Origin of the sequence: Candidatus Spongiisocius sp. (assembly GCF_965221825.1) — a bacterium.
Lineage (GTDB): Bacteria > Actinomycetota > Acidimicrobiia > Spongiisociales > Spongiisociaceae > Spongiisocius.
This window is the reverse complement of sequence record NZ_OZ244917.1, coordinates 727,222-753,279: the sequence shown is the minus strand read 5'-3', so window position 1 is coordinate 753,279 and position 26,058 is coordinate 727,222. Positions and strand designations below refer to the sequence as shown.

Sequence of the window (26,058 nt, the reverse complement as noted above, 5' to 3'; positions counted from 1 at the left end):
TACCAACCCGCCATTCCACAGACAGACCCCGCTACCCGCGGAAGAAGCGGCCCACGAGGTTGACCACGATGGTCAGCAGCAGGCTCACCACCAGCATCGATGTGAGCGGGATGAACACCACCGACCGTTCCCCGACCCGGCGGATATCTCCCGGCAGGTTGCCGAACCAGGAGAGCAACCCGAACCGGACCGCCAACCCTGCCACGATCGCGAGCACCCCCCCGAATATCAGAAGATTGCTCACCTGTCGCATGGCACTGCCAGACGCTACCCGGGCCGGCCCCGGACGGCCCGCCGAGGCCGTGGTGCCTGATGCACTACCCGACCTTCGGCACCCTCGGATCGAACTACTGAGAGATCCATAAAGTTGCTCTTCGCCCAGTTTGTTAAGGCCGGCCATGGTGTCCGGCGGTGTGCGACTTCCTTCATGAACTGTATGTCCTTCGCTGCGCTACCGTGGCTTTCGGCCACATTCCGCGGCGTTAGGACGGTGGGGATCGTGGTTCGGAGACAAGCCACAGGTCGCAGCGATCGCAGGAGGATGCCATGCCCAATCCCGTAGTTCATTTCGAGATCCAGACCGCGGAGCCGGAGAAGAGCCGGGACTTCTTCAGGGAAGTGTTCGGATGGCAGGTCGATGTGGTACCCGGGATGGATTACGGCCTCGTGAACACCGGTACCGAGGCGGGGATCAACGGCGGTATCGAAGCCTCGCCTACCGGGGAGCCTCAGGTGATGATCTACATCGAGGTCGAGGGCATCCAGGGCTATCTGGACCGGGCGGTGGCCGCCGGCGCCGGGGTCGTCATGCCGGTCACGAGCGTTCCCGGTGCGGTGACCTTTGCGGTGTTCTCGGACCCGGCCGGCGCGGTAGTAGGCATCGTGGACAGCGAGACGCCGCCGGAGGAGTAGCGTAACTCTCGGATAGGGGAGCCCGCTCAGGCGTCGGTGACGCAGCCCGTGCTTGCCGTCGAGACCGTCCGGATGTAGCGGGCCAGGGTGCCCCGGGTGGCTTTCAGCGGGGGAGCCCTCCAAGCCGCCCGGCGGTCGGCCATCTCAGCCTCGGAGACGTCGAGGGTGATGCTCCGGGCGACCGCGTCGATCGAGATCCGATCCCCCGGTTCCACCAGCGCGATCGGACCGCCTTCCTGGGCTTCGGGGCAGACGTGACCCATGATGAAGCCGTGGCTGCCGCCCGAGAAGCGGCCGTCGGTGATGAGGGCGACGTCCTGTCCCAGGCCGGCGCCCATGATGGCTGACGTGGGAGTGAGCATCTCGGGCATGCCCGGCCCGCCCTTCGGACCCTCGTAGCGGATGATGATCACCGAGCCGGGCCCGATCTCGCCCCGCTCCAGGGCGGCCAGCATGTCTTCCTCGCTGTCGTAGGGCAGGGCCGTGCCCGTGAAGGAGAGGCCTTCCTTGCCGGTTATCTTGGCGACCGCTCCTTCGGGGGCCAGGTTGCCCCGGAGGATCTGGATGTGGCCGGACTCCTTCACCGGGCTGTCCCAGGGAGCGATCACCAACTGCCCCTCCGCCAGGTCCGGCAGGTCGGCGAGGTTCTCGGCCATGGTCCGGCCCGTCACGGTCAGGCAATCGCCGTCGATGACGCCTCGTTCCAGCAGCATCCGCAGCACCGCCGGCGTCCCGCCCACATCGTGCAGGTCCTCCATCACGTACCGGCCGGAGGGCTTGAGGTCGCCCAGGTAGGGAATCCGGTCGCTGACCGGCTGGAAGTCCTCGATGTCCAGATCGACCCTTGCATCGTGGGCCATGGCCATCAGGTGCAACACGGCATTGGTGGAGCCGCCCAGCACCATCGTTATGACCATGGCGTTCTCGAACGCCGCCCGGGTCATGATGTCACTGGGGCGGATGTCCTCCGCGAGAAGCCTGCGGATGGCGGTCCCGGCCGCCCGGCACTCGGCCGCCTTGTCCGGATCGGTGGCCGGAGTCGAGGAACTGTAGGGGAGGCTCATCCCCAGCGCCTCGATCGCCACGGCCATCGTGTTGGCCGTGTACATGCCCCCGCAGGCGCCGGCGCCGGGACAGGCATTACGAACCACGTCGAGCCGGTCGTCCTCGCTCAGGCGGCCGGCGATCGCCTCGCCGTACGACTGGAAGGCCGACACGATGTCGATCGGGTTGCCGTGGCGGTTGGCGCCGGCCCGGATGGTGCCCCCGTAGATCATCAGCGCCGGACGGTCGACGCGGGCCATCGCCATCACCGCCCCCGGCATGTTCTTGTCGCAGCCCGGGATCGAGATGTTGGCGTCGTACCACTGGGCGCTCATGACGGTCTCGATGGAGTCGGCGATCAGGTCCCTGGACTGGAGCGAGAAGGACATGCCGTCGGTCCCCATCGACATCCCGTCCGACACTCCGATGGTGTTGAAGCGCATCCCCACCAGGCCGGCCTCGGTGACCCCCAGCTTGGTCTGGGCCGCCAACTCGTCGAGATGCATGTTGCAGCTGTTGCCCTCGTACCACATCGAGGCGATCCCGACCTGGGCTTTCGACATGTCTTCGGGGCTGAGGCCGGTGGCGTAGAGCATGGCCTGCGAGCCGCCCTGCGAGCGTTCCTGGGTTATCCGCCTGCTGACGCGGTTGATGGCTGTTTCCATGCGCGACATCATAGGAGCATGCTCGAATAGCGTGCCATAGCGGTCTACCCTCGCCGTGCGGTGGGCGAAACCGGGCTGTTCCGACTGCCTCGGGGAACCATGCCGGAGGCGGGTGCCTGGCTTACGGCGCCGGCGTCCGGTGAGCTAGATCACCATACGTAATGAATTTACGCTACCATAGCTTATATGCTACAGACACAGCCCGGCGGAGGTCATCGTTTGGTCACTGTGAGGCTGCTGGTGGGTGCCGTGGTAACGCTGTTGCTGCTGGCTGCCTGCGGGTCCGGCGATGACCCGCTCCCCGGCGATGGCGGCTCGACAGTCCTCGGAGAGCTCTCCGATGGCGAAGGCATGGCGGGTATGGAAGAGGGGAACACTCCGGGTGTCGGAGGCCATGTCGCGGCGGCGCCCCATCACACGATTCGGGAAGTCGGAGGCGGTTCCGAACCTCCCGGCGTTGCCCTTGAGGTGGTCGAGGATCCGGTCGAGGGATGGAATCTGCGGGTAACGCTGAGCAACTTCCGGCTCGCCCCCGAGCGGGTCTCCACTGCCCATGTGCCCGGTGAGGGACATCTCCATCTCTACGTCGACGGCAGGAAGGTGAGTCGGATCTATGGCGAGTGGCATCACATCGGCGAACTGGAGTCCGAAGAGCACGAGTTGCGCGTCGACCTGTCTTCGAATGACCACTCTTTGCTGGCGGTCGACGGCGACATCATCCACGCAACGGCGACCGTTGTCGTGGACGAAGGTCGTTCCTCCCGGATGGCGCATGGACACGCTGAGGCGAGACCGGCTGCAGAGCCCTATCCCCAGGTGAGCCTGGAGATTGTCGACGATCCGGCCGGGGGATGGAACCTGCATGTTGTGCCTATCGGATTCCGCCTCGCGCCCCAGAACGCATCAGGCCACCATGCGGAAGGCGAGGGTCATATGCATCTCTACATCGACGGCGAGAAGGTGGCCAGGCTCTACGAGACCTGGTACCAGCTTCCTCCGTTGGAGGCAGGTACGTACGAGATACGGGTCGACCTGCGGTCGAACGACCACGCCCCACTCACGGCGGAAGGCGCGATGGTGGCCGCAGTGGCCACTCTGGAGGTTCCCATGGAGGAAGCGACCGCTACCGGTGAGGTCGGCGTCTCCGAGCACGGCACGGCTGATCAGGGGCATGCCCACGGCGATACCGGCGATGACGGTATCGCGGGCGTTCATGCTCCGGTGAGGGCTGAGGTCTCCGATGCGGACGAAACTGTGAGTGTCCGGATAGTCGGTGGTGAACCGGTGGGCGGAGCGCGGCGGGTAAGGCTGGCCCTCGGCTCCGTTGTGGCCCTGGCGGTGACGTCCGACGCGGCCGAACAGGTTCACGTCCATGGATACGACATCTTCGAGCCGGTTGCCGAAGGGCGCCCGGCGCGGTTCGCCTTCGTCGCCGACATTCCCGGTGTCTTCGAGGTCGAGCTGGAGGGTTCCGGACTGCTCCTGCTCCAACTGGAGATCGCCTAGCCCCGACTCTTCATGCGTGGGTCTGTACAGGGCTGACGCGGTGGGGCAGGGTCTCGGCTCATGGACCACGGCCGTTTGCGCCAGTCCCGGCGCGGCCGGGCGGACGCAAGGTGGTTGATGTGGCGCTCCGCCGTGGGTACCCAGGAAACCCGAAGAATCAGGGCTGATGGTCAGTCAGCGGGACGGCGCCGGGTTGTTGAGCGGACGGACCACTGTGGTCTGTCTGTGGAATGGCGGTGTGGTGTGGCGTCGGCAGCGATGGGGCGCCGATGACCGCCGGAACGCACCAAGTTGTTTCGCAGACAAAGCGCTACCCGACTGTATAATCCCAGGTTAGAGGCTTTGTACTGAGAAGTGGTTACCACTTAGGAGACCGGAATCGTATTTGAGTCTCCGAACCGGTCGGCCTCCACCTTCTAGACCCGACCGGAGCCACCGCCGCCCGCCTCTCTTCGCGTTTGACCGAACCCTAGCCACCGTCACAAGGGTAAGCCACCGCCGCCTCCACGAAAGCACGACCCTCCGAGTCCGCGGCAGCAGAAACCGAAACTCCCGTAGCCACTCAACCTCAGTAGGGGTTGTGCGGCCACGTCGCCTCCGTTGGTCCAGGCTATGTCACTTCGGTAGCGAGTTCGGGTGGTGCCGATGCGGAGGTTCGGTGCTGCGGAGAGGATGTCCCGGGGGATTCTCGGCTCGTCTGTTGGGGTGGGGTGGGTTCCGTCGGGTACCGGTCATTGATGACGAAGCGCCATGTCCCGTTCGTTGAGAGTGTTACGTGCCGCCTGCAGCGCAATTTCCATTTCTCGGTCAGCGTCGGGAGACCGCCGCAATTCGCCGCGTTCGAAGCGCTCAAGAATGTCACGCTCCTCTTCGGTCATTTCGTAGTTCACGAGGGTACCTCCTCACACCCCATAGTACCTCATCGCCCCGGTTTGCGCAGTAGTTCCGTTATTCGTGGCGGGCGCCGAGTAGGGGCTTGAGCGAATCCGCGAGTTCTTCGAGGGCTTCGGCTTCGTTGCCGGCGTGGTGGTGGGGTTCCCTTTCACAGGTGCTTTGATATGAGCCGGGCGCCGGAGATCCGCCAGTGATCTAGCACCGGGACGCGCTGGCCTTGTAGGTGTTGCCGGCATTTGTCTTCCGCTATCCCCTCGATGACGGCCATGGCCCGGCGGCCGTGGTCAATCAGGACGGGGCATATCGGCGGACCTTCGGGGTCGGCGGGGTTGGATAGGTGATCCTCGGGGCAGCGATAGGGATAGCTCATGCTTCCACCGGCTCAGGCGCCAGGGCGCCGGTCTTGAAGTAGCGGAGTGAGGGGCATTCGGAACGGTCGTGGTCGTGGTCTCGGCGGATGGATTCCCCGACTCTTCCGCCGGGTCATGCAGTACTGCCAATCGGCAAATAGTTCATCTTCGGTCGGCAAGCCGGTGGGCTGGCGGGCCAGTTCGTCCGCGAGGTCCTATCGAGCCCTGTTATCACCAACCTCAGTTCCCGTTGGCGGCCTTCGGGGGTCGGCCTTCCGGCTCGGGCGTACGCTTCGCAGTCGGTGGCGAGTTGGCGGGCTTGTTGGACTTGTGCCCACCAGCGGAGCCGGTCACGTCGAGGACTTGGAACGCCAACGCCCGGCTCGAACGGTTCCAACGCGACTTCCTCCGCGACGCGGGCGGTTGCCCAACCAAGGCAGGAGTCGTGGCCCAGCCCAGCGGAAAAGTAACGAAGCGTGCGGTCATGGCTTCTGCCGACGAGCGCAACCTCGCTGTCGCCGAGCGCCGGTTCCCCCACGAGACAATCCATATGCTATAACATAGGGTCATGGCGAGGCGAGAGGTGCTGGTCCAACTCGACGATGATCTGGTTGGCCAATTGGACCAGATCGCCGATGCCATTGGCACAAGCCGGTCCGATCTGCTCCGGCGCGGTGCTAGGGCCGTAATCGAGGCTGACTCGCTTCGTTCTGCCGATGAGGAGTTGGTCGCGGCCTACCGCCGCTACCCACTTGATCCTGATCTGGTCCGTTCAGCGGAGCGTCTCGCTGCGCACACTTTGCCTGAGTGGTAGAGCGGTGCGAGATCTTTTGGGCCGACCTCGGGCCGCCTTCTGGTCGCCGTCCGGTGTGCGTGGTCACCAGGGACGCAGCAGCATCAGTACTTGCCGCTGTCGTGTGTGCTCCCATAACACGCACGATCCGAGGGATCCGATCCGAGGTCGAGATCGGACCGCCGCAGGGCCTCAACGATCGATGCGTGATCAACTGTGACAGCCTGGTAACAGTGCCCCTGCGGAGCCTTGATAACCGCCCGGTGGGGCGACTCGACGAATCCAAGCGGGCGGACTTGGACCGAGCTCTTCGCTACGCCCTCGATATTCTCTACTAGCCAATCTCCTGACCACTACACATCGGCGGTGGGTTGCGGCGCCCTCCCCGCTCAGGCCTCCGGCCTCAAGACCAGCGGCAGCAGGCAGGCGGTAAACGGTTACCCGGCGCGGACGCGTTCGCCAGCCGCAGCGGCGTCAGCCAGCTGGAGGTCCTCAATCGTGTTGGGTTGTTGTGGTTGATCTGGCCGGGCGGGAGGAAGCCAACGCCCTTGAGGTCGGGCACCCCTTGAGGAGTGTCCAGTGTGCGCGGCAGAGCGCGCGTGTGGCGTTGAGGCTGTCCGCGGGTTCTGGCAGCGGTAAGAATGTCGAGAACGGCGGAGAGCGTTTCTTCGGTGGGTATTGGGCCAATCCGGAGGTCCTCAAGGTGGTCGATGGCTTGCCGCTATCAGCATGCGCAGACAATCGGCTACAGCAGGTGACACCACCCCCCGGTCATCTCTCTGACAAGGGAGTGAGAGCGGCGACCGTCCGCGACGACCCAGCCAGCCGCGATGCACACCCACCAGAGGTGTTTAGCTAGCAAAGACAGAGGGGGGCTAGTCAGGTGCGGGTGGCCGGTGGTGGAGTTGTTTGTGGGCTTCTAGGACGGTGCGACCGTCGGGTAAGCACCAGTAAGGGGTTGGCTGGTGAGATGCAAGTTGGCGGCCTCGGAGGAAGCTGCGGAGGCCGACGGTGAGAGGTGTGAGGGAGATTGGCTGGCTGTCGATTCCGGGGCCAGGGTAGCCTTCGGGGTAGCCGGTGAGAACCACTTTTTTGTAGGTAGCGACGCTGGCGATGGCGTCGGGATGCTGGATGAACTTGAGGACGGTTCCGGGCTCTACTCCGAGGTCATCGAAGTTGAGAGGGGGAAGCTTCTTCTTGACTCTGGACAGTGCCTCGCGGTGGACCAACGCGGGCGGTTGGCAGTCTGATATTGGGAGATCTTCGATGGCAACTAGCTCGAGGATACCGACCGCTTGGTGGGGGTCGATCTCGAAGTATTCGCGGCCGGAGTTGACGCGTTGAGGGGAGAAGGCGTTGTGAAGGGCGGCCTCCCACTGGTTCGGGTGATCGACGAGGGCCGCGTAAGCAACTTCGAACGGGAGTGGAACACCAGTCGTGTATAGGGTTGCGGCGCGTTGGTAAGGGTCTTCGGCCATTCCGATCTTGACGAGCCCGGGCATGGCCTCATTCGTGAGGATGTAGACGAAGCCCCGCTCAGTGGAACCGGCAGCGTCTTGGGGCTCGTCAGAGGGCATAGCGAGAGTGTACCGAATCCGACACTCCGCGGACTCTACACCGGCGCACCTTCGACGTCAGCGCCCGCCTCTGTGTGACGGGTCAGCACACCGACACAACTGTGGGTCGGGTCGTGCGGGCCGTTTGTGGGAACCGGCACATGTTTCGACGGGTTCGGATTCGCAGCTGTGACGTTCTCGATTCGCGCCAGCGTTGTGCAGCCGGTCGGAGTTCAGCACACCGACAAGGCATAGCGCTGGGTCACGTCCAGGGATGTGGTGTCTGGGTTGGAGGAGCCTGTTCTGTCACTACCCGCCTGTTGCAACCTACGGGGTCTATCCCCAACCAGCTCTCGTAGCCTTTGTCATGTCTGGAGTAGGGCGTCCATGGCGTCACTGTCGAGCTTCACGCCCCACCGGCTGTGCCGGCCGACGATGGTTCCCTCGATCCTCTCGGGCGCTGTCCGCCTTTGGAGCGTCCCCGATATGCGGGCAGCGTCCTGCCGTGGGATGTAGCCCATTAGCACTGACTGCTCGGGCCGGTAGTGGCCAGTCGGGTCCGCCCATACTCCGACAGCGTTCGGGTCGTGCTCGTTGGTTGGTTCGGGGACAAGCCAGAGTATGACGCCGACAATGTCCCAGGTATTGGCTGGCTGCTCCCGCCACCGTCCGCCGCCGGGGGCGTCGCCAGGCTTCAGTATCTTGGTTCTAACGACACCTTCGGTCGTTCGCATGAAGCTGCTACCTGCCTGCGCCACCGCCTCGATGTCGTCTTGGCGGAACGATTCTCCGGCGACGTCGTAGAAGCAGTTGTCGGGACCGTCGACCGCGTAGAACCCCCCTCCCCCAAGGTCGGACTTGCGCTTCCGTCTAAAGATCATTCGGTTAGGACACTCGTTCTTGGGTCTATCCACGCGTATTGCGGGGAACCGACCCTTATACCAGCCATCTGACGGAGCCTAGCCGGTTTACCCAAGTGGAGTTGAGGGACGCCTCCACGCCGCATGGCCTGCCGCTGGTCCCCTGGTACAGGCCGCGTTCGACGCGGTAGCCGCCCAACTGGAGGCCACCGCAGGGATCCCGAAGAGTTGGCTGTACGACATCGGGAGAACACGGCATCGAGGAGGGGACGCACCCGGTTAACTAACTGCCTAGGCTTCGAGGCCCTTGCACATGGCGGCGGCCAGGCCCTGGCGTAGGGGTCTGGCCGCTAGCTCGTTCGGGGTCTATCCCGTGAATTCTGAGGGGTGCGCCGGGGGGAATCCGGTCATGAGGCCGTACTCGGCGGCGAAGCTGGCGAGAGCGACTCCGGTCGGGCCTGCTCTCTGCTTCGCTATGTGGATCTCGGCGAGGCCCTTGTGGTCAGACCGGGGGTTGTAGTAGTCGTCCCGGTAGAGCAGGAGCACCACGTCCGCGGTGTCCTCGATAGAGCCCGAGTCTCGCAGGTCGAATAGGCAGGGTCGACGATCGGGGCGCTGTTCGAGAGCCCGCGATAGCTGTGAGACCACGAGCACCGGAACTCGGCGAGCCGCCGCTACGTCCTTCAGCGTTCTCATGTAGAGGGCGAGCTGGTCGTTCCGGGGCTGGGTGCCCGGGTCGCGGAGTAGCTGCAGGTAGTCGACTACCACGAGCGCGAGCTCGTCATCGAACGACCCACAGATATCGGCGACACGCTCAACGGTTGACGGCCCGGCGAAGCCGTATAGGGGATCCTGGAAACAGAGAACAGCAGCGTTCACTAGCCGCGACCATGTCTGGGCGGGCTCTTCCTGGCTCATCCCCGCCCGCAACGTCATCACATTCACCCGGGCGGTGCTGCTTAGCCAGTGAGCCGCTAGCCCTCGGCTTGTCTCGGCGAGCCCGAAGTAGGCGACAGTGCCGGCGTTGCGGGCGACATGGCCGGCAATGCTCATAGCTAGAGAGGTCTTGCCCACCCCTGGCCGGGCACCTAGAACCGTGACGGTCTGCGGGCGTAGACCGCCGCCGAGCATCCGATCCAGCTCGGCGAGACCGGTCGGAACCCCGCCGTGCTCCATGGCCGAATAGTCCTCGGGCGGCGAGTCATCGCGCGGGTCAACACCATCCGTGACTTCGAGATGGTACAGCAGCTCCTGGAGGCGGGCTCCGAGCCGATGATCTCCCGGGCTGTCAGTCATAGGGTTCCCTTCTTCGGATTGCTGAATAGTTAAGCCCCTAATCGGGCCGTATCGACCGCTAGCCCACCGGAAGGGTACCGAAGGAGCAGTCGCAGCAGGCGGCCAGGTCGGAGTCCGCGGCTGGCGGAACGCCCGAACCCGAAGATCAAGGCCTAGGGACGTATGTCCCTGGCGAGCGTTGGGCCGGGTTAGCCAGAAGGGTAAGAGCAGCAGTCGGAGAGGCAGCCAAGTTTTCATTAGAAATGGGACATACGTCCCGTTGGTTGGGGACGTGTGTCCCGGAGGCTGCTTTCGGGAGGTGTTAGAGGCTCTGTTCCGGGGGACGCAGCCATCGGGGATGGGTGGGGGTAAGTGTCTTGTCGGGCGAAGGGTCGTACCTTGCCGAGGGTGTCGCGGGGTGTGCTGTGGGTCAGGTCAGCCGGTTTGTCCTTCGCTGGGTTGTCGGCGTGTCCTGTGAGGTCCGGGAAAGCGCAGGTCATGGGGATACGCGACCGGGATACGCGACCGGGTTGGGGTGGATGCGCGACCGGTCGCGCTTGTGTGGCCGCTGCCTGGTTTGGTGTTGGGACATATGTCCCAGGGGTGGGGGTCTTGGTGGGTCGGTGGAGTCCACTCCGTCCGACCTTAGTGACAGGTTGGCTGTTATCCTGTCGTCTGAACCGCCCCGGGTTTGCCGGAGAGTGATGGTGGTCTGGTTTGGGTCACGAGTCGGGAAGGTGTCGGGAGGGTGTGGTGATCGGGTGATGTTTGTGTACGTTCCTCGGTACGGAGTGTGTACGTTCCTCGGTACGGAGTAGGGCGTCCATGGCGTCAATGTCGAGCTTCACACCCCACCGGCCGTGCCGGCCGACGATGGTTCCCTTGATCCTCTCGGGCGCTTTCCGCCGTTGGAGCATCCCCGATATGCGGACAGTGTCCTGCCGTGGGATGTAGCCGACCAGCACTGACTGATAGGGCCGGTAGTGACCGGTCGGGTCAGCCCATACACCGACAGCGTTTGGGTCCCACTCGTTGGCTGGCTCGGCGACAAGCCACAGTACTACGCCGACAATGTCCCAGGTCTCGGCTGGGTGCTCCCGCCACCGTCCGCTGCCTGGAGCGTCGCCGGGCTTCAATATCATAATTCTAACGACACCATCGGTCGTTCGCATGAAGCTGCTACCCGCCTGCGCCACCGACTCAATGTCCTCTTGGTGGAGCGATTCCCCGGCGACGTCGTAGAAGCAGTTGTCAGGACCGTCGACCGCGTAGAACCCTCCTCCCCCAAGGTCGGGCTTGCGCTTCTGCTGCCCAAAGATCATCCGGCTGGGCTACCAACTCCTGGGGCCATCCACGCGTATTGCGGGGGAACCAACCTCACGCCACCCCCCCGGCGCGAGATCACAGGCGTCGGCGAGCAGGAAGATGCCTCTGTTGATCGGCTCGATGCCCGATTCGTGCAGCAGACGGGCGGGTAGCGTGGTGTAGGTGTTGACGGTATCGACCGTTGCTTTCGATCTCGCGCGACGAGTCGCTGTCTATGCTCGATATGGGTAGCGGCTGGTTGAACGTTCCCACCTGACCGATCCTAACCGGTCGCCGGTCGCGGAGTGCTGCGAGCCATGTGCGTGCCCCGTCGCGGCTTACCGGACCGGCTCCTGCCGTCGTCTCGTCCTGGCTCTGACATCCCAACCAGGACGGATCGTTGATGGTGGTTAGCCAGTTCGGTCCGTCGGTGGCGTTGTAGAGAGCTACCGGGGCCTCTCTGGCGGGTCGGCTCTGTCGGGGACCGCTTCTCGGTTCTTGGCGCGGACCAGGAGGGTGGCCACCTGAGCCCGTGTGACGTCATGGCTGGGGCAGTAGCGGAGGGGGGCTTCATCGCATCCCTCCGTGATGCGAGAAGCGGCCAAGGCGTTGATGTTGGCGGTGTGGGCACCAGCTGCGACGTCTGCGAACCCGGCCGATGACGCCGGTGGGAGGTCATATGCCCGGACTAGGAAGGTGGCCATATGCGCTCGGGTCACCGTGTCGTGGGGGCAGAACCGGGCGGGGCCGGTCGCGCATCCTTGGGTTATGCCGAGGTCGGCTAGACGTTCGACATGCGGCGCCCACCACTGGGTGGGGTCCACATCCGCGAACCGTGAACCGCTGACCGGGTCGGGGTCGGCTCCGTCGAGGACCCGGACCAGCCACACGGCCATGACCCATCGCTCCACCGCATCCGTGGGACAGAACTCCCCCGGCCCGCACTCGGTACCCGCAAACACGCTGTCGCTGCCGAGAGTTGTGATCGCTTCCTCATGAGTAGAACCCGCCACATCCGAATAGCCCGGGACCACATCGGCGGCCGGCTGAGGGGTCGGGGTGGGAGTTGGGGGGTTGTGGAAGCGGTGCAGGTAGACGGCGGCTTCTGATCTGGTGACGACTTGGTCGGGGTGGAACGGATCGGGAGGCGACCACCAGACGATCCGCTGGGCGGCCGCCCAGTCCAGCGCTTCCGCGTACCAGGCGCCGTCCGCCACGTCGGGGAACGGCGGCCGTTCCGTGATCAACTCCCTTTCGGGATAGAGATCTTTGGGGGTCGGTTCCTCTCGGGACGCTGTTTTCGTGACCGCAGCCAGTCGATGCAGGAAGGTAATGACCTCCGCACGGGTGACGTATTTGGCAGGAGCGAGGTCCTGCACGGCCGGTCCGGGCACCACCTCCTCGAGGGCCAGCCAGTCCATGGCCTTCTCGTAGTCCGTGCGCGGGTACGCCTGATCGAGCGGGCTCGAAGACTCGGTGGTGGCACCGGTGGCGTAGGACCACAGCAACGTCGCGAAGTCGTCCCATCGGATGGGCTCGTCCGGCCCGAACAGGTCGTCCGTCACACCGGAAGCGATCCCCCGGTCGCTCATCCACCGCACCGCTCCCGCGTAGAAGGCGTTGGGCGGCACGTCGTTGAACCAGTCGTGGAGGCAGGGCCGGTCGTGGTGACGGGTCGCCTCGCTGGTCAGCGCCGGCCAGCGACGGCAGGTGGGATCCCACTGCCAGGGCGGCACGCAGGTGACGACCCGGCAACGGATCGGCCCCACGCAGGTGTGCTGGTTGCACTGCCCGCACCTCCACCACAAAAGGCTATATATCCCCAGGTCAGGACCTATATAGGATATCTGGTTATCAGGCTATGTACCGTTTATTTGTAGGATGGTTCCTGCGATCCGGCCCCGCTGCTGGCCGGCGACGCTCCACAGATTGCATCTCAGTTCCGCGGACATCAACCCTGCGCGAGGCTACAAACCATCTCCCGCAACGGATCGTTGTCTGAATCTAAGGACCCTCACCCCGTACACCACAAGAGTGACTCCACTCCGGAGGGCGGGTCTGATCCGAACTGAAGTCTGGCGTCTGGAGCGCTTTTGTGGGGATCTTTCGGCCTGTCTCTCAGGTCCGGGGGCGGGGTTCTGGCTCGAAGCGGATGTGACCTTGTACGAGCAGGTAGGTTGTCTAACGGCCGGTCGGCCGTGGCGGCTGTTGGTAGAATGGTGTTCAGTGGCGGGATGTAGGTATGAGCAGCTTGTTGGACCCTTCAGAACCAAGGCTTCCTCCGTCGGCGATGCTTGACGATGACATGAGACAGAAGATACGCGAGGTAGTGCGGTCTCATCGGGGCAAGGAGGCACGGCTTTTTGGGTCCGTGCAGCGCGGCGACGACACGCCAGACAGCGACGTTGACTTACTGGTGACCTTCGAGGAGGGCTCCAGCCTCTTTGACCTCATCCGAATGCAGCACGCCCTTGAGGAATTGACCGGATACAAGGTTGATGTCTCCAGCATGAATGGGGTCCTCCAAAGTAAGAGATCGCCCACTCGCCGCAAGGCCATCCTCAGTGAAGCAGCGCTGCTTTGAGTCAAGACACGGTTCACATAGAGGACATCCTTTACTTCTGTAACGAGGTCCGCAAGATCGTGGCGTTAGGCTTTGATGCGTTTATTGGCGAGGATTTGATGCCCCGGTGGGCTATGGAACGATGCTTGCAGAACATTGGGGAAGCCGCGAATCGCTTGAGTCAAGGGACTACGGACGCCTATCCGCACATACCGTGGCCGGCTGTCGTTGGGTTACGGAATGTGATAGCCCACGAATACGACAACATCGACTACAACCTGCTATGGCAGATTGCGACGGTTGATGTCCCTCGCTTGGTTGAACAGCTACCAAGCTGATGCCGAACCTACGGCGAGGTCGGTGAACCCTGATCGAGAGCAACACCTCTCGGTGTCGCCCCTTTGGTTGAAGAAGAACGCAACACCCGCAGCAACGCACCGGTCACCGAGGTCAACCGCCAACGACTCCCGTACAGGCTGGCAGCCGCGGCATCTCCTGCTCGGGGGTGGGCAGCGTTGCCAGCCCTATCACGTACTCTGCGGGCATCCCGGTGATACGGGCGGCTACCGCTGCGAGTTCCCATCGTTGTGTGGTGGTCCACCTCGTTGCCGAGTATGTGCCACGCGTTGGCTAGTAGCGTTCTGAGGGCTGTTGGGGTGGCAGCGGTTCGGTAGCCGGCCGGTGCCAGGTCAGCCGGGCTTTTTGGGGATCGTCAACAACTGTGCGGGGGTCAGTGCCTGGTCGTGGGTGAGGTTCTGATGGTGACCGGGGTGTCTCTGAAGACCCGACCGGTGGATTCAGGTTAAGAGGCTGGGCTAGTGGGCGACTGTGATCTGGCGGGTGTGGTAGAGCCTGGTGTCAGAGCCCGAGGGATGGCCCTCTGTATTCGGGTTCGGGGCCCTCGACCTCGATGTGCTCGCACCGCCACCCTTTTAGCGAGCAGCGGCAGGCGGTGGAGGTGGGCTCTGCGGCGACTCGCTGGCCGAGGTCCAGGTCGGTGGTGGAGATGCTGAGTCGTCCGAGTTGGTCCAGCGTGTCGGTGGCTGCCTGGTGGGTCGGGTAAGGGGGTGAGGTGGCGTCCACCGTGTTGTCGGGGTTGCGGCATTGCACATACCAGGGGCCGTCCCGGTTGGGTGAGTAGATCCCGACGGTGGGTACCTGGTCTCGGGGTGGGGGCTCGTAGTCCATGTCGGGGTCGGAGTGTCGATGCGGGTTCCAACCGAGGATGTGTAGTTGGGGGTGGACGTTCACGAGTCGCACTATGAAGTCGCGGGCGGCGTCGGCTTCTTCGGGGGTCGGGTGCGGACCAGAAAGTGGGCGTGGGGAGCCGTTGGGTTGGGTCGTGGCTACTTCCCAGCCTTGGTTGTCGAGTGGGTAGGGACGGACATGGACGCCCACGGTGACGGAACGGCGTGGTTCGCCGGTGGGGCGGCTGGTGTCTAACCGCTCGTCCGCCGCCGCCGGCGTCGGGTTGTCTTCCGGGGAGGGGTGGTCGTGGTGGCGGCACCTGTGCTCTGTTAGTCGGCAGGCACAGACCGAGGACACACGGACCTGTAGGGGGCTACGCGGCTGCGGAGTACCAGCGGTCCTGCCAACACTGTGGAGAAAGTCCTGAGCGGCGGAGGCCTCGTCGTGGGTTGGGTAGGTTTGGGAAGTTGCAACTCGCTCTCCGCCCGCGTCGGTCACCTGCAGCACCCAGCCATCCGCTTGCGGTACCAGCAGCATCACGGGTCGAGGGTCCCCCGGCACCGATCCACCTAGCTCCCCGCCCTGTTCCCACTTCTCGAACCGGAGCAACCCGTGGGCGTCGAGAACCGAACGGGCGAAGTCGGACGCCCCGAGAGCGGATTCCATCGAGGGATACTCGGGGCCCCCGGTCCGGGTATCCCCGCTGCGCTGCTCCAACACCAGTTCCCATCCCCGGGCCGCTCCGGCAGAAGGGCGTACTGAGAGCCATGCAGAGTTCCTGGCCGGCGAGGGTCGGCGCTGCCCGACGCGGGCCATGCGCTCCTCCCATGCATCCTCGAGGATGTATTGGGCGGCTACGGGGACCTGCCGGTGTGAGTGTGCTCGTGCAGTCCACTCAAGAGCGTCGTCGAGCGACTCGAACGCGGCAGCCTCCAAGAGGGTGGGTAAGTCCCCCAGGTCAACTTCCCGACCGGCGACAAGCTTCATGGCCAGCACATAGCGTGCCCCCGCGCCATAAACCCGGAGGGTTCTCCCCTCATAAAGGAGGGTGGGGCGAGCGTCAACCTCGTCGGAGAGAGCCCCGATCTTGGCTGCGTCGTTCAACCAGTCCAACCGGACGCCCTCCTGGGCGCCGGCGACCGCTGCCGCCCCCTCCCACAACCCGCCCGGCAGCATGTCGGATATCACGTCTATGTCGTTGGTCAGACGGGCAGGGTTCCACTGCAGGCTGACAGCAGCACCGCCGACCACCAGCAGATCGAAGGGCTCGGCCAGTTCACCCATCTCGCTGATGAGCCATAGATCTAGCGCGCCCATCAAGCCGTAGATCTGCGCCGGGGTAAGCCCCTCGTCGGGGATCAGTCCCAGGGCAGCCACCAGTCAGGCGTGCCCTTGTCAAGCGTACGGGGATGGAACCAGACACGATGGAAAGAGCACACGTCGAGCGACCGTTGCCGGACCCACCGGGCGTACGCCCCGTCGAATCTGTAACCGAACAGCATCACATCCCGCGGTGCCCGATGGCCGAGTACCCACCCAGGGATCGGGACACGGGCACGGTCGGCGAGAGCGTGAACGACCACGGCCACCGCAGGTAAGAGGAAAGGGTCATCGCCCCGGTAGGCCGGGGGATCAGCAACCAACGTCGCCGGGTCCGACGACAGGTTCCAGTCAACGATGAACTGCAACAGCGGATACCTATACCGCCCCCGCGGGTCGTCCACCACCATCATCTGGGGAAGGGCCGCGGCGGTCAGCGGCTCCCGCGACACGATCACAGGCACCCCAGGCGCGGCCGTCCCGCCCGCTACCCGCCCTGTAAATGTCACCTCAGCCACAACCTAACCCTCCACCCGCACAGCGAATCCTAACGGCCCCCACCGACGAAGCAAGAGAAGGACACACCACCCCAGCCACCGCGAACAGCCACCAAACAATCCCCAATAGACGCAAAAGCCCCCCGGTCGGAGTTACACGCCACTTCCGACATGATGATGTCCACCCCTACGGTCGACCATGGCCGCGACGGCTACGGCATCGCCGAAGATCTCTGCCCAAGACGAGAAGGTCTTGTTGGACGTGACGATGAGGGGTCGGCGTTAGTAGCGCGGATTGGTGGACGTGGAGTGGCTGCAGGATTGGCAGGAGCGGCTTTCCGTCCGCAATGGGAGGCGCCTACTCCCGCCCGTAAGGTAGGCCGCCGTGGCCGTAGACGGAGACGACTTGGTGGCCGCGGTCATCCGGATCGCAGCGCTCGAGTATCTCGCCGCCGCGACCCGGACGTTTGTCGTGCCCATCCCCGAGGGAGCACCGGAGGATCGGCAACAGGTGTGGATTGTGCCCGCTTCCGTAGTCGCCGGTGCCAGCTCGATCGTCCTGGCCCGGGTGCTTGCCCGCTACTGGCAGTCAAGGGCGACAGATTCCGGATGCGATCACGGGTACCAGGCGGCCTTGGACGACCTGGTAGAGGTCCTCCGGTAGGACACGTCGTGAAGTGGTGTTGGGTAGGGTGAGTGCCCTTATCACGCTGGGGGTGGAACAGTTGGAACATGTCGAGGGCGGATTCAATTGGTGGTCGCAACACTTGGTGATCAAGGAGGTTGATGGTGAGTGTTGTGGATCGTCGGGAAGGGATTCAGGCGATGCGTGGTCAGATGTGGTCGCCTGGTCGACCGTCGACAGCGCGGCGTGAGGACCGGGTCCGGTTCTGGGAGGCTATCGCTCGGGGTGTGTCGAGCGAAGACGCGGCTTCCGAGGCTGGCGTGTCTTCTGCGGTTGGGTCGAGGTGGTTCCGCCAGGCTGGTGGGATGCCACCGATCTCGTTGGGTCCGGTGTCGGGTCGTTATCTGTCGTTCGGGGAACGGGAAGAGATCGCCATTCTGCATGTTCAGGGTGTGGGGGTGCGGGAGATCGGCCGCCGGCTGGGCCGGTCGGCGTCGACGATTTCTCGGGAGCTGCGGCGGAACGCGTCAACCCGCAGCGGTGGGGTGGCTTATCGGGCGACGACGGCGCAGTGGCACGCGGAGCGGCGTGCCAGCCGCCCGAAGGTCTCGAAGCTGGCGGCCAACGACAAGCTGCGCCGCTATGTGCAGGATCGCTTGGGTGGGATGATCGCCCACCCGGACGGTGGGGTGGTGCCAGGACCCCAGGTGAAGTGGACGGGTCGCCGTCACGGCCGGCGGGCTGATCGCCGGTGGGCGAAGTCTTGGAGCCCGGAGCAGATTTCGAACCGCCTGCGGATCGATTTCCCCCATAATGAGTCCATGCGGATCTCTCACGAGGCGATCTATCAGGCGCTTTATGTGCAGGGCCGAGGCGGGCTGCGGCGGGAGTTGGTGGCGTGTCTGCGAACTGGGCGAGCGTTGCGGGTCCCGCGGGAGCGGACCCGCCAGCGGGGTCGCAAGTTCGTCACACCCGAGATCCTGATCAGCGCACGACCGGCCGAGGCCGACGACCGGGCAGTTCCGGGACACTGGGAAGGTGACCTCATCCTGGGAGTTCGGAGTTCCGCGATCGGAACGCTGGTTGAGCGCACGACCCGGTTCACGATGTTGTTGCACCTTTTGTGGCTCTTCGGAAATGAGTGGGGAGTAGGGGGATATGCGGAGTGGTCGGAATCCGCCAGAAGTGGATAGGGGTCCTCCATAATCGGCTGTTGAGAAACACATCCGAGACAGGAGGACCCCTGTGGAAGCTGATCCTACGCGTATGTGCGAGCTGCTGGTAGGCCTGGGCGATGTTGATCTGGTCGGTGTTAACGACGGGGGTGAGGGGGAACCGTTGGTGGTGTTGATCCGTCCCGCCGGTCCCGCCCGGTCTGTGACGGTTGTGGGGATCGGGTGTGGTCTAAGGGGTATCGGACGGTGGTGTTGGTGAACCTGCCGGCGTTCGGGCGGCCGGTTCGGTTGCGGTGGCGGAAGGGGCGGTGGATGTGCCCGAACTCTGATTGTGGGGTTGGGTCGTTCGTGGAACAGGATCCGGGGGTTGGTCCGGAGCGGGCGTTGTTGACCTCAAGGGCTGCTCGGTGGATGACCGTCCAGGTCGGGAAACTGGGTCGGTCTGTTGATGAGGCCGCCGCGGGAACTTGGCTGTGATTGGCACACGGTGAACAACGCGGTCGCTCGTTGGGACGAAGCCCTGCTGGAAGCCGACACCTCTCGTTCAGTTGCGTGCGGACCTACGGGACGGTTGCCAACAGACTGTGGGGGTGGTGGTTTGATCAGTTGGTGGTGGGTTCGAGTCCGAATGCTGATTCGACGGTTCTGATTGTGTTCTCGTCGCGCAGTTTGCAGACGGTTACCTGTGAGGCGAAGAGGCCTTTTTCCCAGACGGCCTCCTCTACGGGGCGTGTGGCGTACCACTCGACCGGTACGACCATCTCAGTCCGCTCCGGGTCGTCAGAGGCCACCCGCTCTTTCCACTGTGCGCTTGGCTCCGGTTGATCCAGCAGCGATCGGGACTCTGTGGCCGCGAATTCTGCGTCGCGTGCGAAGATCATCTCGCCGGTAACCCGGCCGATCCCGACATAGCCGGCGCCTGCCACATAGGCGAACACACGGCTGCCCGGTGTGAGGTTCCGGAGCGGTTTCCAGTACCACGCTCCACCGCCTGCGTTAAGTAGCCCGTACTTTCGTGCGATCAACCAGCGGTAGGCGTCATTGACTCGGCCGAGCACACAGTAGAAGTCCCGGCCGTTCCACGGCCGACGTCTCGATGATCTCCGGGCTTTGACTTCGGTCGGCTGAGGATCGAGCAGCCAGGTCCGAGCTAGGTAGTCCACATTGTCGTCGCTGAAGTGGCGGAAGAAGACAACGTTGATGGGCACGCCGTAGGATCCTGCTAGAAACTCGACTATGCGATCAGACGTCGGATCAAGTTCAGAGGCGATGATCGTGAACTGCTGATCGGCATTGACCACGTCCGGGAGTGGGCTCCCGAATCGCTCAGCGAAGGCCTCACCGAGGTCGGCTTCGTGGTCATGGTGATCAAAGTAGATCTGCTCAAGATCCTCAAGGCCTAGACCCTGTACCCAGGACCCGTAGTCGAGTGCTTGGGCAACAACATCTCTAGGGGTCCGATCACGCTTGATCTCGAGAACATGGGCACGGCCGTCAGCATCAAGCGCCAGTAGGTCAACGAAGCCGCCGTAACCCGTCCGTACCTGCCTACCAATGACAAGCAGGTCGATCCCGCTCATGGCAGGATCCTCGGCAAGCATCTCCTCAAGACGCCGTTCCGAGTCAAGGGGGAGCAACTTCAGCCGACGCGGCCCGTCGTTGGTCATTCGCCAGATCGCCATTTCCACAGCCAATCGCATCCTCCACCCGGTGGGGTCCCTATGATGCCACGCCTGGTGATACTGCTCAAGGGGCGCACACTCTTGAAGGCATCTCTAACCGAGCCGCAGCTTGACATTTTCCGCTCCTGGGGTGTCTGTGAGGTCACAGACGCTCAGGCTGGCTGCCCGGCTCCCGGCTAACAGATCCGGGGTACGGCACCACAGCCGGTTCCCGGTGGGTCAGACCGGACCCCGGTCGAGGTCCCCTCACGATGACCTTACCGCGCCCAACGGACGCAGGGCCGGATGATATGCCTCAGGAGGGGTGCCCGTCCTCGGTGTGGTTCAGGCTGCGGAGGGTGAGGGTCACGAAGGTAGTGCCGGATGATGGGTATAGTCCTTTTATGTCAGTTCGGGATCGTCACCGCCGGAAGGGTGCTGGTAGCGGCGGGGTGCGGTCTCGGTTCCTCTACTGCCTGATCCTCCTCGTCATCCTGCTGGCAGTTGCGTGCAGCTTGGGTGGAGAGGATGAGGCGGCCCCGGCGGCCACCGTGGCCGCCGCCGCTGCGGACGCATCCGTGGAGGTCACGACCACGGCGATGATGTCACGGTCGGTAGAGGACCTCGCCGAGGCGGAAGAGGCAGCAGCGGATGGGGAGTCAGCGCTCGATTCATCGGTGACCGCCCGGTTACCAGTAGCGACACCGGCCGACCTCGGGCGTGATGTCATCTATCGCGGAACCATCTCGGTGCAGGCATTGGATGTGGAGGCGGCTGCCCGTGAAGCTGTCAGCATCGTGCAAGGACTGGGTGGAATCGTCTTCGGGCAGCAGGTCAGCAGTAGCCCCGAGCCCGAATCCCAACTCACCTTCAAGGTCATGCCTACCGACTTCCTGCCGGTTCTGGAGAGCCTGTCCGGCGTGGGCGAGCTCGTCGACAAGAAGATCACAGCCGACGATGTGACCGAGCGGATCGTCGATTTCAGAAGCCGGATCTCCACCGCGGAGGCGAGCGTCCTGCGCCTCAGGGACCTCTTGCAGGAGGCACCTGACCTGGAGAATGTGGCCCTGATCGAGCGGGAACTCGTCCAGAGGGAGACTGATCTGGAAACCCTGCGCGGGCGCCTCCGGACCCTGACCGATGCGGTCAGCCTGGCCACCATCGATATGACCATCTTCCAGCTCTACGAGCCGGTTCCCGACACCGGCATCGACGTGGCTGCATGGGTTTCCGACTCGGACGAGGACCCCTGCCTGGGTAACGACGCACTCATCGCTTCCCCCGATGACGACGCCTATTTCTGCGTCCAGGTGGAGAACACCGGCGAGGTCGCCCTCACCGACGTGGAGGTGTCCTCGGCCGCCCTCCGGCTACGTCCCCAGGACCAGCGGTCGTTCCAGTTGGTGGCGGGAAGCTTCGACAGGATCGAGCCGGGCGAACTCCTCAGCGCCGTAATGCACGTGGCCATTCGCGAAGGTCGGATCGCCGGCCGGGTGGCTACCAGGGGCGGCATCGAGGTGGGATTCGAGGTCACCGGCACCCCGGTTCCTGATGATGGTGTCCCGATGGACACGGTCACCGGCTTCTCGTTCGCCTGGGTGGTGGTGGACGAGGAGGAGGGGCCACCGTCCTTCATCGGCGCTGTCCAGACCGGTTACCGCGGAATGGTCCGCGCTCTCGGCTATGTAGTGGCGATCATCGGCCTGCTCATTCCCTTCGTCCCGGCGGTGGTTGTGATCGGTGGCTTCTACTGGTGGTTCAGACGATTGATACGCGGTCGCCGGTCCGCTCGGTCGACCCCCGCCGACTCGAGCCCGAACCGTCCGCAGCACCCACCGGACGCCCCGAGCGGCTAGCCCGGAGGCGTCGGGTCACCCGCTGCGCCGGTTCAAAGTCACCGGCCCAGTGCGCGGTTCATGAAGCCTGTTGGGCATCGTTGACCGCAGACGCGGCCACGAGTGGCGTCTGCTGATCCCCGACTTCGATGTCGACCTCAACTCCGCTATCGGTAGGGCGGTTCTGGGGCATGGACCCGGCTGGTGAGCCGATCGAGGCGGGTCACCACCAGAGCGTTAGCGGATCCGGCGTCCAGGCCCAGCTCGGAATCCTCCTGCATCCGGGTCGACACCCGCAGGTAGCAGATAGCCACCGGCGAGCCCCCATCAGGGGAAGCCGAAGGGAGGGCCACATGACCGGTCGCGTTGCCCGGCGTCGACGGTTAGACAGCTCATGGCTTACCACGCGACCAGCGCCGCAGCGTCGCCAGGTGGAGGCCCTGGAAATTGTCCCAGCCTGCTCGCATGCCGCTCGGGGAAGGAGACGCAGCAGCGAGCTAGGACGCCGCAAGCACTTGGACGTAACGGCAGGCGTAGGGCCGCTCTAACCGAGAGAGGACATTCACCAGATGGTATGGGGCGAGCATTGGCGGCCAGGGCTTTCCGCCGTTTCTACCAGGTGTGCTACTACCGCCTGGACATGGCGACAGTCGAGTGGCTCCACGTCGCCGAGCCCGTTGGGTGTGGCGGCTGGTGGGTTACCATCCGAGGGAGGGGTACCCGCCCTGGTCGTGTCCGTGTGAGCGGTCGTCGCGGTGGCTGGTCTTGATCCATGCTATCTCTTGGTGTACTTCCCAGCTGAGGGTTCCTCGGTCGGTGGCGTAGCGGGTTAGGTCGGGGGTCATGTGGGTGGCGACAGTGCGGCAGAGTCGGTCTACTTTGGTCAGGGCTGCGTCGATGAGGGCCTGTTTGGTGGGGTCGGGAGGGTCGGTGGGTAGCACGAGGTCGGCGAGCACGAACGGGGTGGTGCGTTTGTCGGTGGTCAGTTCGTCGATGGAGGCTGCGGGGCCGCCTCGCCGGCGGCGGCTGCCGCTGGTCATCCCGGTGTGGGATTTCAGTACCCACATCTGGGTGACGAGTTATGGGTCGTCGATGCGGGTGCTTAGAGCGGCGAGGTCACCCCGCCTCCCGCAGCGCCCGAGCAGTGCTCTGAGGTGGACGACCTGGGAGCAACTCCGCCAAGTCGCCCAAAGTGGCAATCACCCGATCCTGTTCACGCAAAGCGTTAACCACCGGAACAAGCGCGCCCCTAACCGGCCGGGTACCAGGCCAGCCCACCAACTCAGGAAGCAGCTCAACTGCTGCGACGGAACTCATAACCCCAACCCTACCCACCGAGGGCCACAAACCGCTGGTGACTCCACACCCTGAGGTTGACCCGCCTTTTCGGACACTGATGGTGACCGGGTTTTGTGGAGTTAGCTCACTTGGATCAGTGGTGCGAAGGTCAGGTTGTCGTAGTGGATTCTCTCGTATTCGATCGGGGTTCGCATCTCGAGGGCGGTGTGGCGTCGTTGCCGGTTGTGTGGAAGATCTCGAGGTAATCGAAGATGGCGTTGGCCAACTCGATACGGGTGGGCCATCGTTGCCGGTCTAGGAGCTCGACCTGCATGCGAGCCCAGAACGACTCCATCAACGCGTTGACGCCCCTATAGTCAAATAATTGGTTCAGGCGGCGGGAACGGCGGGTTGCCGGGCGCGGTGGTCGGCCATGACGCGTTGGTAGACCTCGCGGGCGAGGAACCGTTTGAGGCAGCGGATGATGTCTTTTTGGTGAGGCCTTCTGTGGTGCGGCGAGCGACGTAGTCGATGGTGGGTTGGTGGAAACGCATGCGTACGATGGCGACTCGGTAGAGCGCCGCGTTGGCTTGGCGGTGGCCGCCTCGGTAGAGGCGGTGCCGGCTGGTTTGTCCTGATGACGCCGGGATGGGGCAGGTGCCGCAGAGCTTCGCGAACGCGGCCTCGGAGCGGATCCGTTCGGGGTTGTCGCCGAAGATGATGAGGAGCTCCGCGGCGGAGTCGGCTCCGATGCCGTATGCGTCTCGCAGCGTCGGCGACGCCTGGGCGGTGAGGTCATCGAGCACAGCGTCGTAGGTGGCGCACCTCGGTGTCGAGAGCCATCCAGCGGCGTGCTAACGCCTTCAGCGAGTGCTTCGCCGAGGCTGTCGGGTTGTTCATCGTCGAGATCCGGAAGCGAGCGCAACGCTTGACGAGCGCCCGGTTGGTGAGCCCATCTAGGGACTCGCGCAACTCGGCCGGGGCGTTCACAACCAGTGCCTTGAGGGTGATAATCGCCGAAGTTCGACCCTTGCAGGCGGTGTCTCGGGCTACTTTGACCTGGGCGTATCATCTCGACCAGCCCATCACTCGACCAGCCCATCAGCTGTTTTGGGAACCGCGGTCGAGGTTCCCGCAAGAACGGATCGTGCGGCGGCTTCAGCGTCGATGGCGTCTGACTTGCCGTTGCTGCGACGGCTGCGGCGGTCGCCCCGGAGTCTGCTCAACGACCCGATGCCCGCAGCGTCTCAGGTAACCGCTGAGCCCAGCTCCGTAGCTGCCGGTGCCCTCGACCCCGAAACGGTCAAGCTGGCCCAGTTCCTGCGCCCATGCCTCGAGCTGCGCGTAGCCGCCGCTGTCGGCACTCACCGCGCGGTCACCCAGACGGGTCCCGTGCTGGTTGATCGCCACCGCAACATGAATGTGTTTGTGAGTGTCGACCCCGACAATCACCTTGCTCGAAGCAGCATCGGACACGATACTGGCCATGAGTTTCCTCCCTGTGGTGGAACGCAAACCAGCCGGCCGGGTGGGCGGACAAGACTGTGACGAGTCGGTTTCAAACCCCAGGCCCCTATTGGGTCACTGCCCTCCCGGACGGCTAGCTGCGTGTGAAAAAGCCGCCGAGCCGGGCCGACAGATCAACGCAAAGGCACTCAGCGGCCGGTCATAGCAAGAGTCAGACCCGACCCAACGACCCCACCATTCTCCTCACAATCGAAGCAGTCCCCGACTGATCCCATAGACGGGACGAGCCCGGATTGGCGGGCCCGGTCGGTGAACGCCCAGCAGGGTGAGGTGGGTGCCTTGGTCGGAGTGGATCACCGTCTCGGTGTCTGGTTGGCGGTTACGGATCGTCATACCCAGGGCGATCGTCATACCCAGGGCGGAGGTGACCAGCCCCGAAGTGGCGGAGCGGTCGATGGACCAGCCCACGACTCGGCGGCTGAACACGTCGAGGACGACCGCGCAGTACACCTTTGGTTCCCGGGTTGGATGCTCGGTGTAGGGGTCGGACCGGGGCGCCCTTCCTGCTTTTCAGTTGGTGGGTTTCCCCGGCCCGCCCTCCGAACCGGACGTGCAACTTCCGCTGCATCCGGCTCTCCATGTGTTCATGCCGCTGGTGTGTTTGTGCTCTTCCATGGTGTGGGTATCTTGGTGCCCCGGTAGCGGTATCGCACGACTGCGAACCGGTTGGGTCGGAACATTTCGATCCCTCCGTCGTTGATCTCCCATCCTGGGAGGTAGCGGCGGACCAGGGTGTGCGTGTTCAGTCCTAGGTGTCGTTTCTTCAACCATTCGATGATGCGCCAGAAGGCGTAATGGTCGAGGTAGCCGAAGGTTCGTTTGGATACTCCGTGACGGAAGTAGTTGCACCAGCCCCGCAGTACCGGGTTTAGTCGGCGTAGCAGGTCTGAGAGCGTTCGATGATGTCTGCGGCGTGTGAGCCGCCGGACCTTGCCCACCACAGAAGCCAGTGACTTCTTGGAGGGGTAGGTGTAGACGGCCCGCTTGTTGTTTTGGCTCCTCCGGGCCCGGCGTTGGATACGCCAGCCCAGAAAGTCGAATCCCTCGTCTATGTGGCAGACCCTTGTCTTGTCAGCCGATGGGCGCAAACCCATCGGCGCGAGCACCGCCGCTACTTCGTCCCGGAGTGCTTCAGCGTCGTTGCGGGTTCCGCGGACCATGATCACGAAGTCGTCTGCGTAGCGGACGAGGCGCATGAGCGGTTCCCCGGACCTGTGACGCTTGGCACG

The 26,058-nt window shown here is 64.1% G+C and carries 27 protein-coding genes and 2 pseudogenes; 9 read left to right on the top strand and 20 right to left on the bottom strand.

What is annotated here, in order from left to right; translation table 11 throughout:
* Positions 1-31 precede the first annotated feature (31 nt).
* Positions 32-244 carry a DUF2905 domain-containing protein gene (locus ACOQPD_RS03535; protein ID WP_420613522.1) on the bottom strand — a complete coding sequence of 71 codons (213 nt, stop codon included), beginning with the start codon at positions 242-244 and terminating at the stop codon, positions 32-34.
* 302 nt (positions 245-546) lie between these two features.
* Between ACOQPD_RS03535 and ACOQPD_RS03530 the strand changes: the two genes are divergently transcribed.
* Positions 547-912: a VOC family protein gene (locus ACOQPD_RS03530; protein WP_420613521.1), complete on the top strand. Its 366-nt coding sequence runs from the start codon at positions 547-549 to the stop codon at positions 910-912.
* A gap of 26 nt (positions 913-938) precedes the next feature.
* Here ACOQPD_RS03530 and ilvD read toward each other — a convergent pair whose 3' ends face one another.
* Positions 939-2,621: a dihydroxy-acid dehydratase gene (ilvD, locus tag ACOQPD_RS03525; RefSeq protein ID WP_420613520.1), complete on the bottom strand. Its 1,683-nt coding sequence runs from the start codon at positions 2,619-2,621 to the stop codon at positions 939-941.
* A 219-nt stretch (positions 2,622-2,840) separates the two neighbouring features.
* Here ilvD and ACOQPD_RS03520 point away from each other — a divergent pair, with 219 nt between their 5' ends.
* Positions 2,841-4,127: a hypothetical protein gene (locus ACOQPD_RS03520; RefSeq protein WP_420613519.1), complete on the top strand. Its 1,287-nt coding sequence runs from the start codon at positions 2,841-2,843 to the stop codon at positions 4,125-4,127.
* Between the two features lie 731 nt (positions 4,128-4,858).
* Here the strand turns inward: ACOQPD_RS03520 and ACOQPD_RS03515 are convergent.
* Positions 4,859-5,017 carry a hypothetical protein gene (locus ACOQPD_RS03515; RefSeq protein ID WP_420613518.1) on the bottom strand — a complete coding sequence of 53 codons (159 nt, stop codon included), beginning with the start codon at positions 5,015-5,017 and terminating at the stop codon, positions 4,859-4,861.
* Positions 5,018-5,939: 922 nt separating this feature from the next.
* Here ACOQPD_RS03515 and ACOQPD_RS03510 point away from each other — a divergent pair.
* Together ACOQPD_RS03510 and ACOQPD_RS03505 are read left to right on the top strand one after the other, a co-directional pair.
* Positions 5,940-6,185 (top strand): ribbon-helix-helix protein, CopG family, encoded by a 246-nt coding sequence (locus ACOQPD_RS03510; RefSeq protein WP_420613517.1) that lies wholly within the window; start codon positions 5,940-5,942, stop codon positions 6,183-6,185.
* Positions 6,179-6,502: a type II toxin-antitoxin system PemK/MazF family toxin gene (locus tag ACOQPD_RS03505; RefSeq protein ID WP_420613516.1), complete on the top strand. Its 324-nt coding sequence runs from the start codon at positions 6,179-6,181 to the stop codon at positions 6,500-6,502. Before ACOQPD_RS03510 ends, ACOQPD_RS03505 begins: the two co-directional genes overlap by 7 nt.
* A gap of 537 nt (positions 6,503-7,039) precedes the next feature.
* Here ACOQPD_RS03505 and ACOQPD_RS03500 read toward each other — a convergent pair.
* The 5 genes from ACOQPD_RS03500 to ACOQPD_RS03480 form a co-directional block, all read right to left on the bottom strand.
* On the bottom strand, positions 7,040-7,741 hold the full coding sequence (locus ACOQPD_RS03500; RefSeq protein ID WP_420613515.1) for a GIY-YIG nuclease family protein: 702 nt from the start codon (positions 7,739-7,741) through the stop codon (positions 7,040-7,042).
* Between the two features lie 344 nt (positions 7,742-8,085).
* Positions 8,086-8,601, bottom strand: coding sequence for an HIRAN domain-containing protein (locus tag ACOQPD_RS03495; protein WP_420613514.1), 516 nt, complete (start codon positions 8,599-8,601; stop codon positions 8,086-8,088).
* Between the two features lie 345 nt (positions 8,602-8,946).
* Entirely contained in the window at positions 8,947-9,876 is a 930-nt protein-coding gene (locus tag ACOQPD_RS03490; RefSeq protein ID WP_420613513.1) for a replicative DNA helicase, read from the bottom strand.
* A 701-nt stretch (positions 9,877-10,577) separates the two neighbouring features.
* Positions 10,578-11,177, bottom strand: a complete 600-nt coding sequence (locus tag ACOQPD_RS03485) for a hypothetical protein (RefSeq protein WP_420613512.1) — start codon at positions 11,175-11,177, stop codon at positions 10,578-10,580.
* 429 nt (positions 11,178-11,606) lie between these two features.
* A complete protein-coding gene (locus tag ACOQPD_RS03480) occupies positions 11,607-12,929 on the bottom strand; it encodes an S-layer homology domain-containing protein (RefSeq protein ID WP_420613511.1) in 1,323 nt (440 codons plus the stop codon).
* Between the two features lie 473 nt (positions 12,930-13,402).
* On the opposite strand from ACOQPD_RS03480, the gene ACOQPD_RS03475 reads away from it, so the two are divergent.
* A complete protein-coding gene (locus ACOQPD_RS03475) occupies positions 13,403-13,744 on the top strand; it encodes a nucleotidyltransferase family protein (RefSeq protein ID WP_420613510.1) in 342 nt (113 codons plus the stop codon).
* Complete coding sequence (locus tag ACOQPD_RS03470) at positions 13,741-14,061, top strand: DUF86 domain-containing protein (protein WP_420613509.1); 321 nt, start codon at positions 13,741-13,743, stop codon at positions 14,059-14,061. The genes ACOQPD_RS03475 and ACOQPD_RS03470 overlap by 4 nt, the downstream gene beginning before the upstream one ends.
* 520 nt (positions 14,062-14,581) lie before the next feature.
* Here the strand turns inward: ACOQPD_RS03470 and ACOQPD_RS03465 are convergent.
* The 3 genes from ACOQPD_RS03465 to ACOQPD_RS03455 form a co-directional block, all read right to left on the bottom strand.
* Complete coding sequence (locus ACOQPD_RS03465; RefSeq protein ID WP_420613508.1) at positions 14,582-16,288, bottom strand: DUF6036 family nucleotidyltransferase; 1,707 nt, start codon at positions 16,286-16,288, stop codon at positions 14,582-14,584.
* Positions 16,270-16,740, bottom strand: a complete 471-nt coding sequence (locus tag ACOQPD_RS03460) for a hypothetical protein (RefSeq protein WP_420613507.1) — start codon at positions 16,738-16,740, stop codon at positions 16,270-16,272. The genes ACOQPD_RS03465 and ACOQPD_RS03460 overlap by 19 nt, the downstream gene beginning before the upstream one ends.
* A 141-nt stretch (positions 16,741-16,881) precedes the next feature.
* A complete protein-coding gene (locus ACOQPD_RS03455; protein WP_420614425.1) occupies positions 16,882-16,998 on the bottom strand; it encodes an ATP-binding protein in 117 nt (38 codons plus the stop codon).
* A gap of 115 nt (positions 16,999-17,113) precedes the next feature.
* Between ACOQPD_RS03455 and ACOQPD_RS03450 the strand changes: the two genes are divergently transcribed.
* Positions 17,114-17,392, top strand: coding sequence for a hypothetical protein (locus tag ACOQPD_RS03450; RefSeq protein WP_420613506.1), 279 nt, complete (start codon positions 17,114-17,116; stop codon positions 17,390-17,392).
* Between the two features lie 122 nt (positions 17,393-17,514).
* A pseudogene (locus tag ACOQPD_RS03445) lies at positions 17,515-18,474 on the top strand (IS30 family transposase); the annotation flags it as partial.
* Positions 18,475-19,130: 656 nt separating this feature from the next.
* Here ACOQPD_RS03445 and ACOQPD_RS03440 read toward each other — a convergent pair.
* Entirely contained in the window at positions 19,131-20,195 is a 1,065-nt protein-coding gene (locus ACOQPD_RS03440; RefSeq protein ID WP_420613505.1) for a hypothetical protein, read from the bottom strand.
* Between the two features lie 446 nt (positions 20,196-20,641).
* Here ACOQPD_RS03440 and ACOQPD_RS03435 point away from each other — a divergent pair, with 446 nt between their 5' ends.
* The gene (locus tag ACOQPD_RS03435; RefSeq protein WP_420613504.1) at positions 20,642-22,045 is read left to right on the top strand and encodes a DUF4349 domain-containing protein; all 1,404 of its coding nucleotides are present in this window, start codon (positions 20,642-20,644) and stop codon (positions 22,043-22,045) included.
* 146 nt (positions 22,046-22,191) lie between these two features.
* Here the strand turns inward: ACOQPD_RS03435 and ACOQPD_RS03430 are convergent, their stop codons facing one another.
* The 8 genes and pseudogenes from ACOQPD_RS03430 to ACOQPD_RS03395 form a co-directional block, all read right to left on the bottom strand.
* The gene (locus ACOQPD_RS03430) at positions 22,192-22,338 is read right to left on the bottom strand and encodes a hypothetical protein (RefSeq protein WP_420613503.1); all 147 of its coding nucleotides are present in this window, start codon (positions 22,336-22,338) and stop codon (positions 22,192-22,194) included.
* Between the two features lie 384 nt (positions 22,339-22,722).
* The gene (locus ACOQPD_RS03425) at positions 22,723-23,064 is read right to left on the bottom strand and encodes a hypothetical protein (protein ID WP_420613502.1); all 342 of its coding nucleotides are present in this window, start codon (positions 23,062-23,064) and stop codon (positions 22,723-22,725) included.
* Positions 23,065-23,442: 378 nt separating this feature from the next.
* Positions 23,443-23,666: pseudogene (locus tag ACOQPD_RS03420) on the bottom strand (IS3 family transposase); the annotation flags it as partial.
* Between the two features lie 13 nt (positions 23,667-23,679).
* On the bottom strand, positions 23,680-24,108 hold the full coding sequence (locus ACOQPD_RS03415; protein ID WP_420613501.1) for an IS110 family transposase: 429 nt from the start codon (positions 24,106-24,108) through the stop codon (positions 23,680-23,682).
* A complete protein-coding gene (locus ACOQPD_RS03410) occupies positions 24,098-24,292 on the bottom strand; it encodes a hypothetical protein (protein ID WP_420613500.1) in 195 nt (64 codons plus the stop codon). Before ACOQPD_RS03410 ends, ACOQPD_RS03415 begins: the two co-directional genes overlap by 11 nt.
* A 168-nt stretch (positions 24,293-24,460) precedes the next feature.
* Complete coding sequence (locus tag ACOQPD_RS03405; protein WP_420613499.1) at positions 24,461-24,790, bottom strand: IS110 family transposase; 330 nt, start codon at positions 24,788-24,790, stop codon at positions 24,461-24,463.
* 222 nt (positions 24,791-25,012) lie between these two features.
* Entirely contained in the window at positions 25,013-25,279 is a 267-nt protein-coding gene (locus tag ACOQPD_RS03400; RefSeq protein ID WP_420613498.1) for a DDE-type integrase/transposase/recombinase, read from the bottom strand.
* A 134-nt stretch (positions 25,280-25,413) separates the two neighbouring features.
* Complete coding sequence (locus ACOQPD_RS03395; protein ID WP_420613497.1) at positions 25,414-26,025, bottom strand: group II intron maturase-specific domain-containing protein; 612 nt, start codon at positions 26,023-26,025, stop codon at positions 25,414-25,416.
* Positions 26,026-26,058 lie beyond the last annotated feature (33 nt).

Coding starts and splice junctions, on each gene's coding strand:
- ACOQPD_RS03395 (WP_420613497.1), bottom strand. CDS start 26,025: ATGCGCCTCGTCCGCTACGCAGACGACTTCGTGATCATGGTCCGCGGA.
- ACOQPD_RS03440 (WP_420613505.1), bottom strand. CDS start 20,195: ATGACCAACGACGGGCCGCGTCGGCTGAAGTTGCTCCCCCTTGACTCG.
- ACOQPD_RS03490 (WP_420613513.1), bottom strand. CDS start 9,876: ATGACTGACAGCCCGGGAGATCATCGGCTCGGAGCCCGCCTCCAGGAG.
- ACOQPD_RS03425 (WP_420613502.1), bottom strand. CDS start 23,064: ATGACCAGCGGCAGCCGCCGCCGGCGAGGCGGCCCCGCAGCCTCCATC.
- ACOQPD_RS03530 (WP_420613521.1), top strand. CDS start 547: ATGCCCAATCCCGTAGTTCATTTCGAGATCCAGACCGCGGAGCCGGAG.
- ilvD (WP_420613520.1), bottom strand. CDS start 2,621: ATGGAAACAGCCATCAACCGCGTCAGCAGGCGGATAACCCAGGAACGC.
- ACOQPD_RS03405 (WP_420613499.1), bottom strand. CDS start 24,790: ATGGCCAGTATCGTGTCCGATGCTGCTTCGAGCAAGGTGATTGTCGGG.
- ACOQPD_RS03475 (WP_420613510.1), top strand. CDS start 13,403: ATGAGCAGCTTGTTGGACCCTTCAGAACCAAGGCTTCCTCCGTCGGCG.
- ACOQPD_RS03495 (WP_420613514.1), bottom strand. CDS start 8,601: ATGATCTTTAGACGGAAGCGCAAGTCCGACCTTGGGGGAGGGGGGTTC.
- ACOQPD_RS03510 (WP_420613517.1), top strand. CDS start 5,940: ATGGCGAGGCGAGAGGTGCTGGTCCAACTCGACGATGATCTGGTTGGC.
- ACOQPD_RS03485 (WP_420613512.1), bottom strand. CDS start 11,177: ATGATCTTTGGGCAGCAGAAGCGCAAGCCCGACCTTGGGGGAGGAGGG.
- ACOQPD_RS03500 (WP_420613515.1), bottom strand. CDS start 7,741: ATGCCCTCTGACGAGCCCCAAGACGCTGCCGGTTCCACTGAGCGGGGC.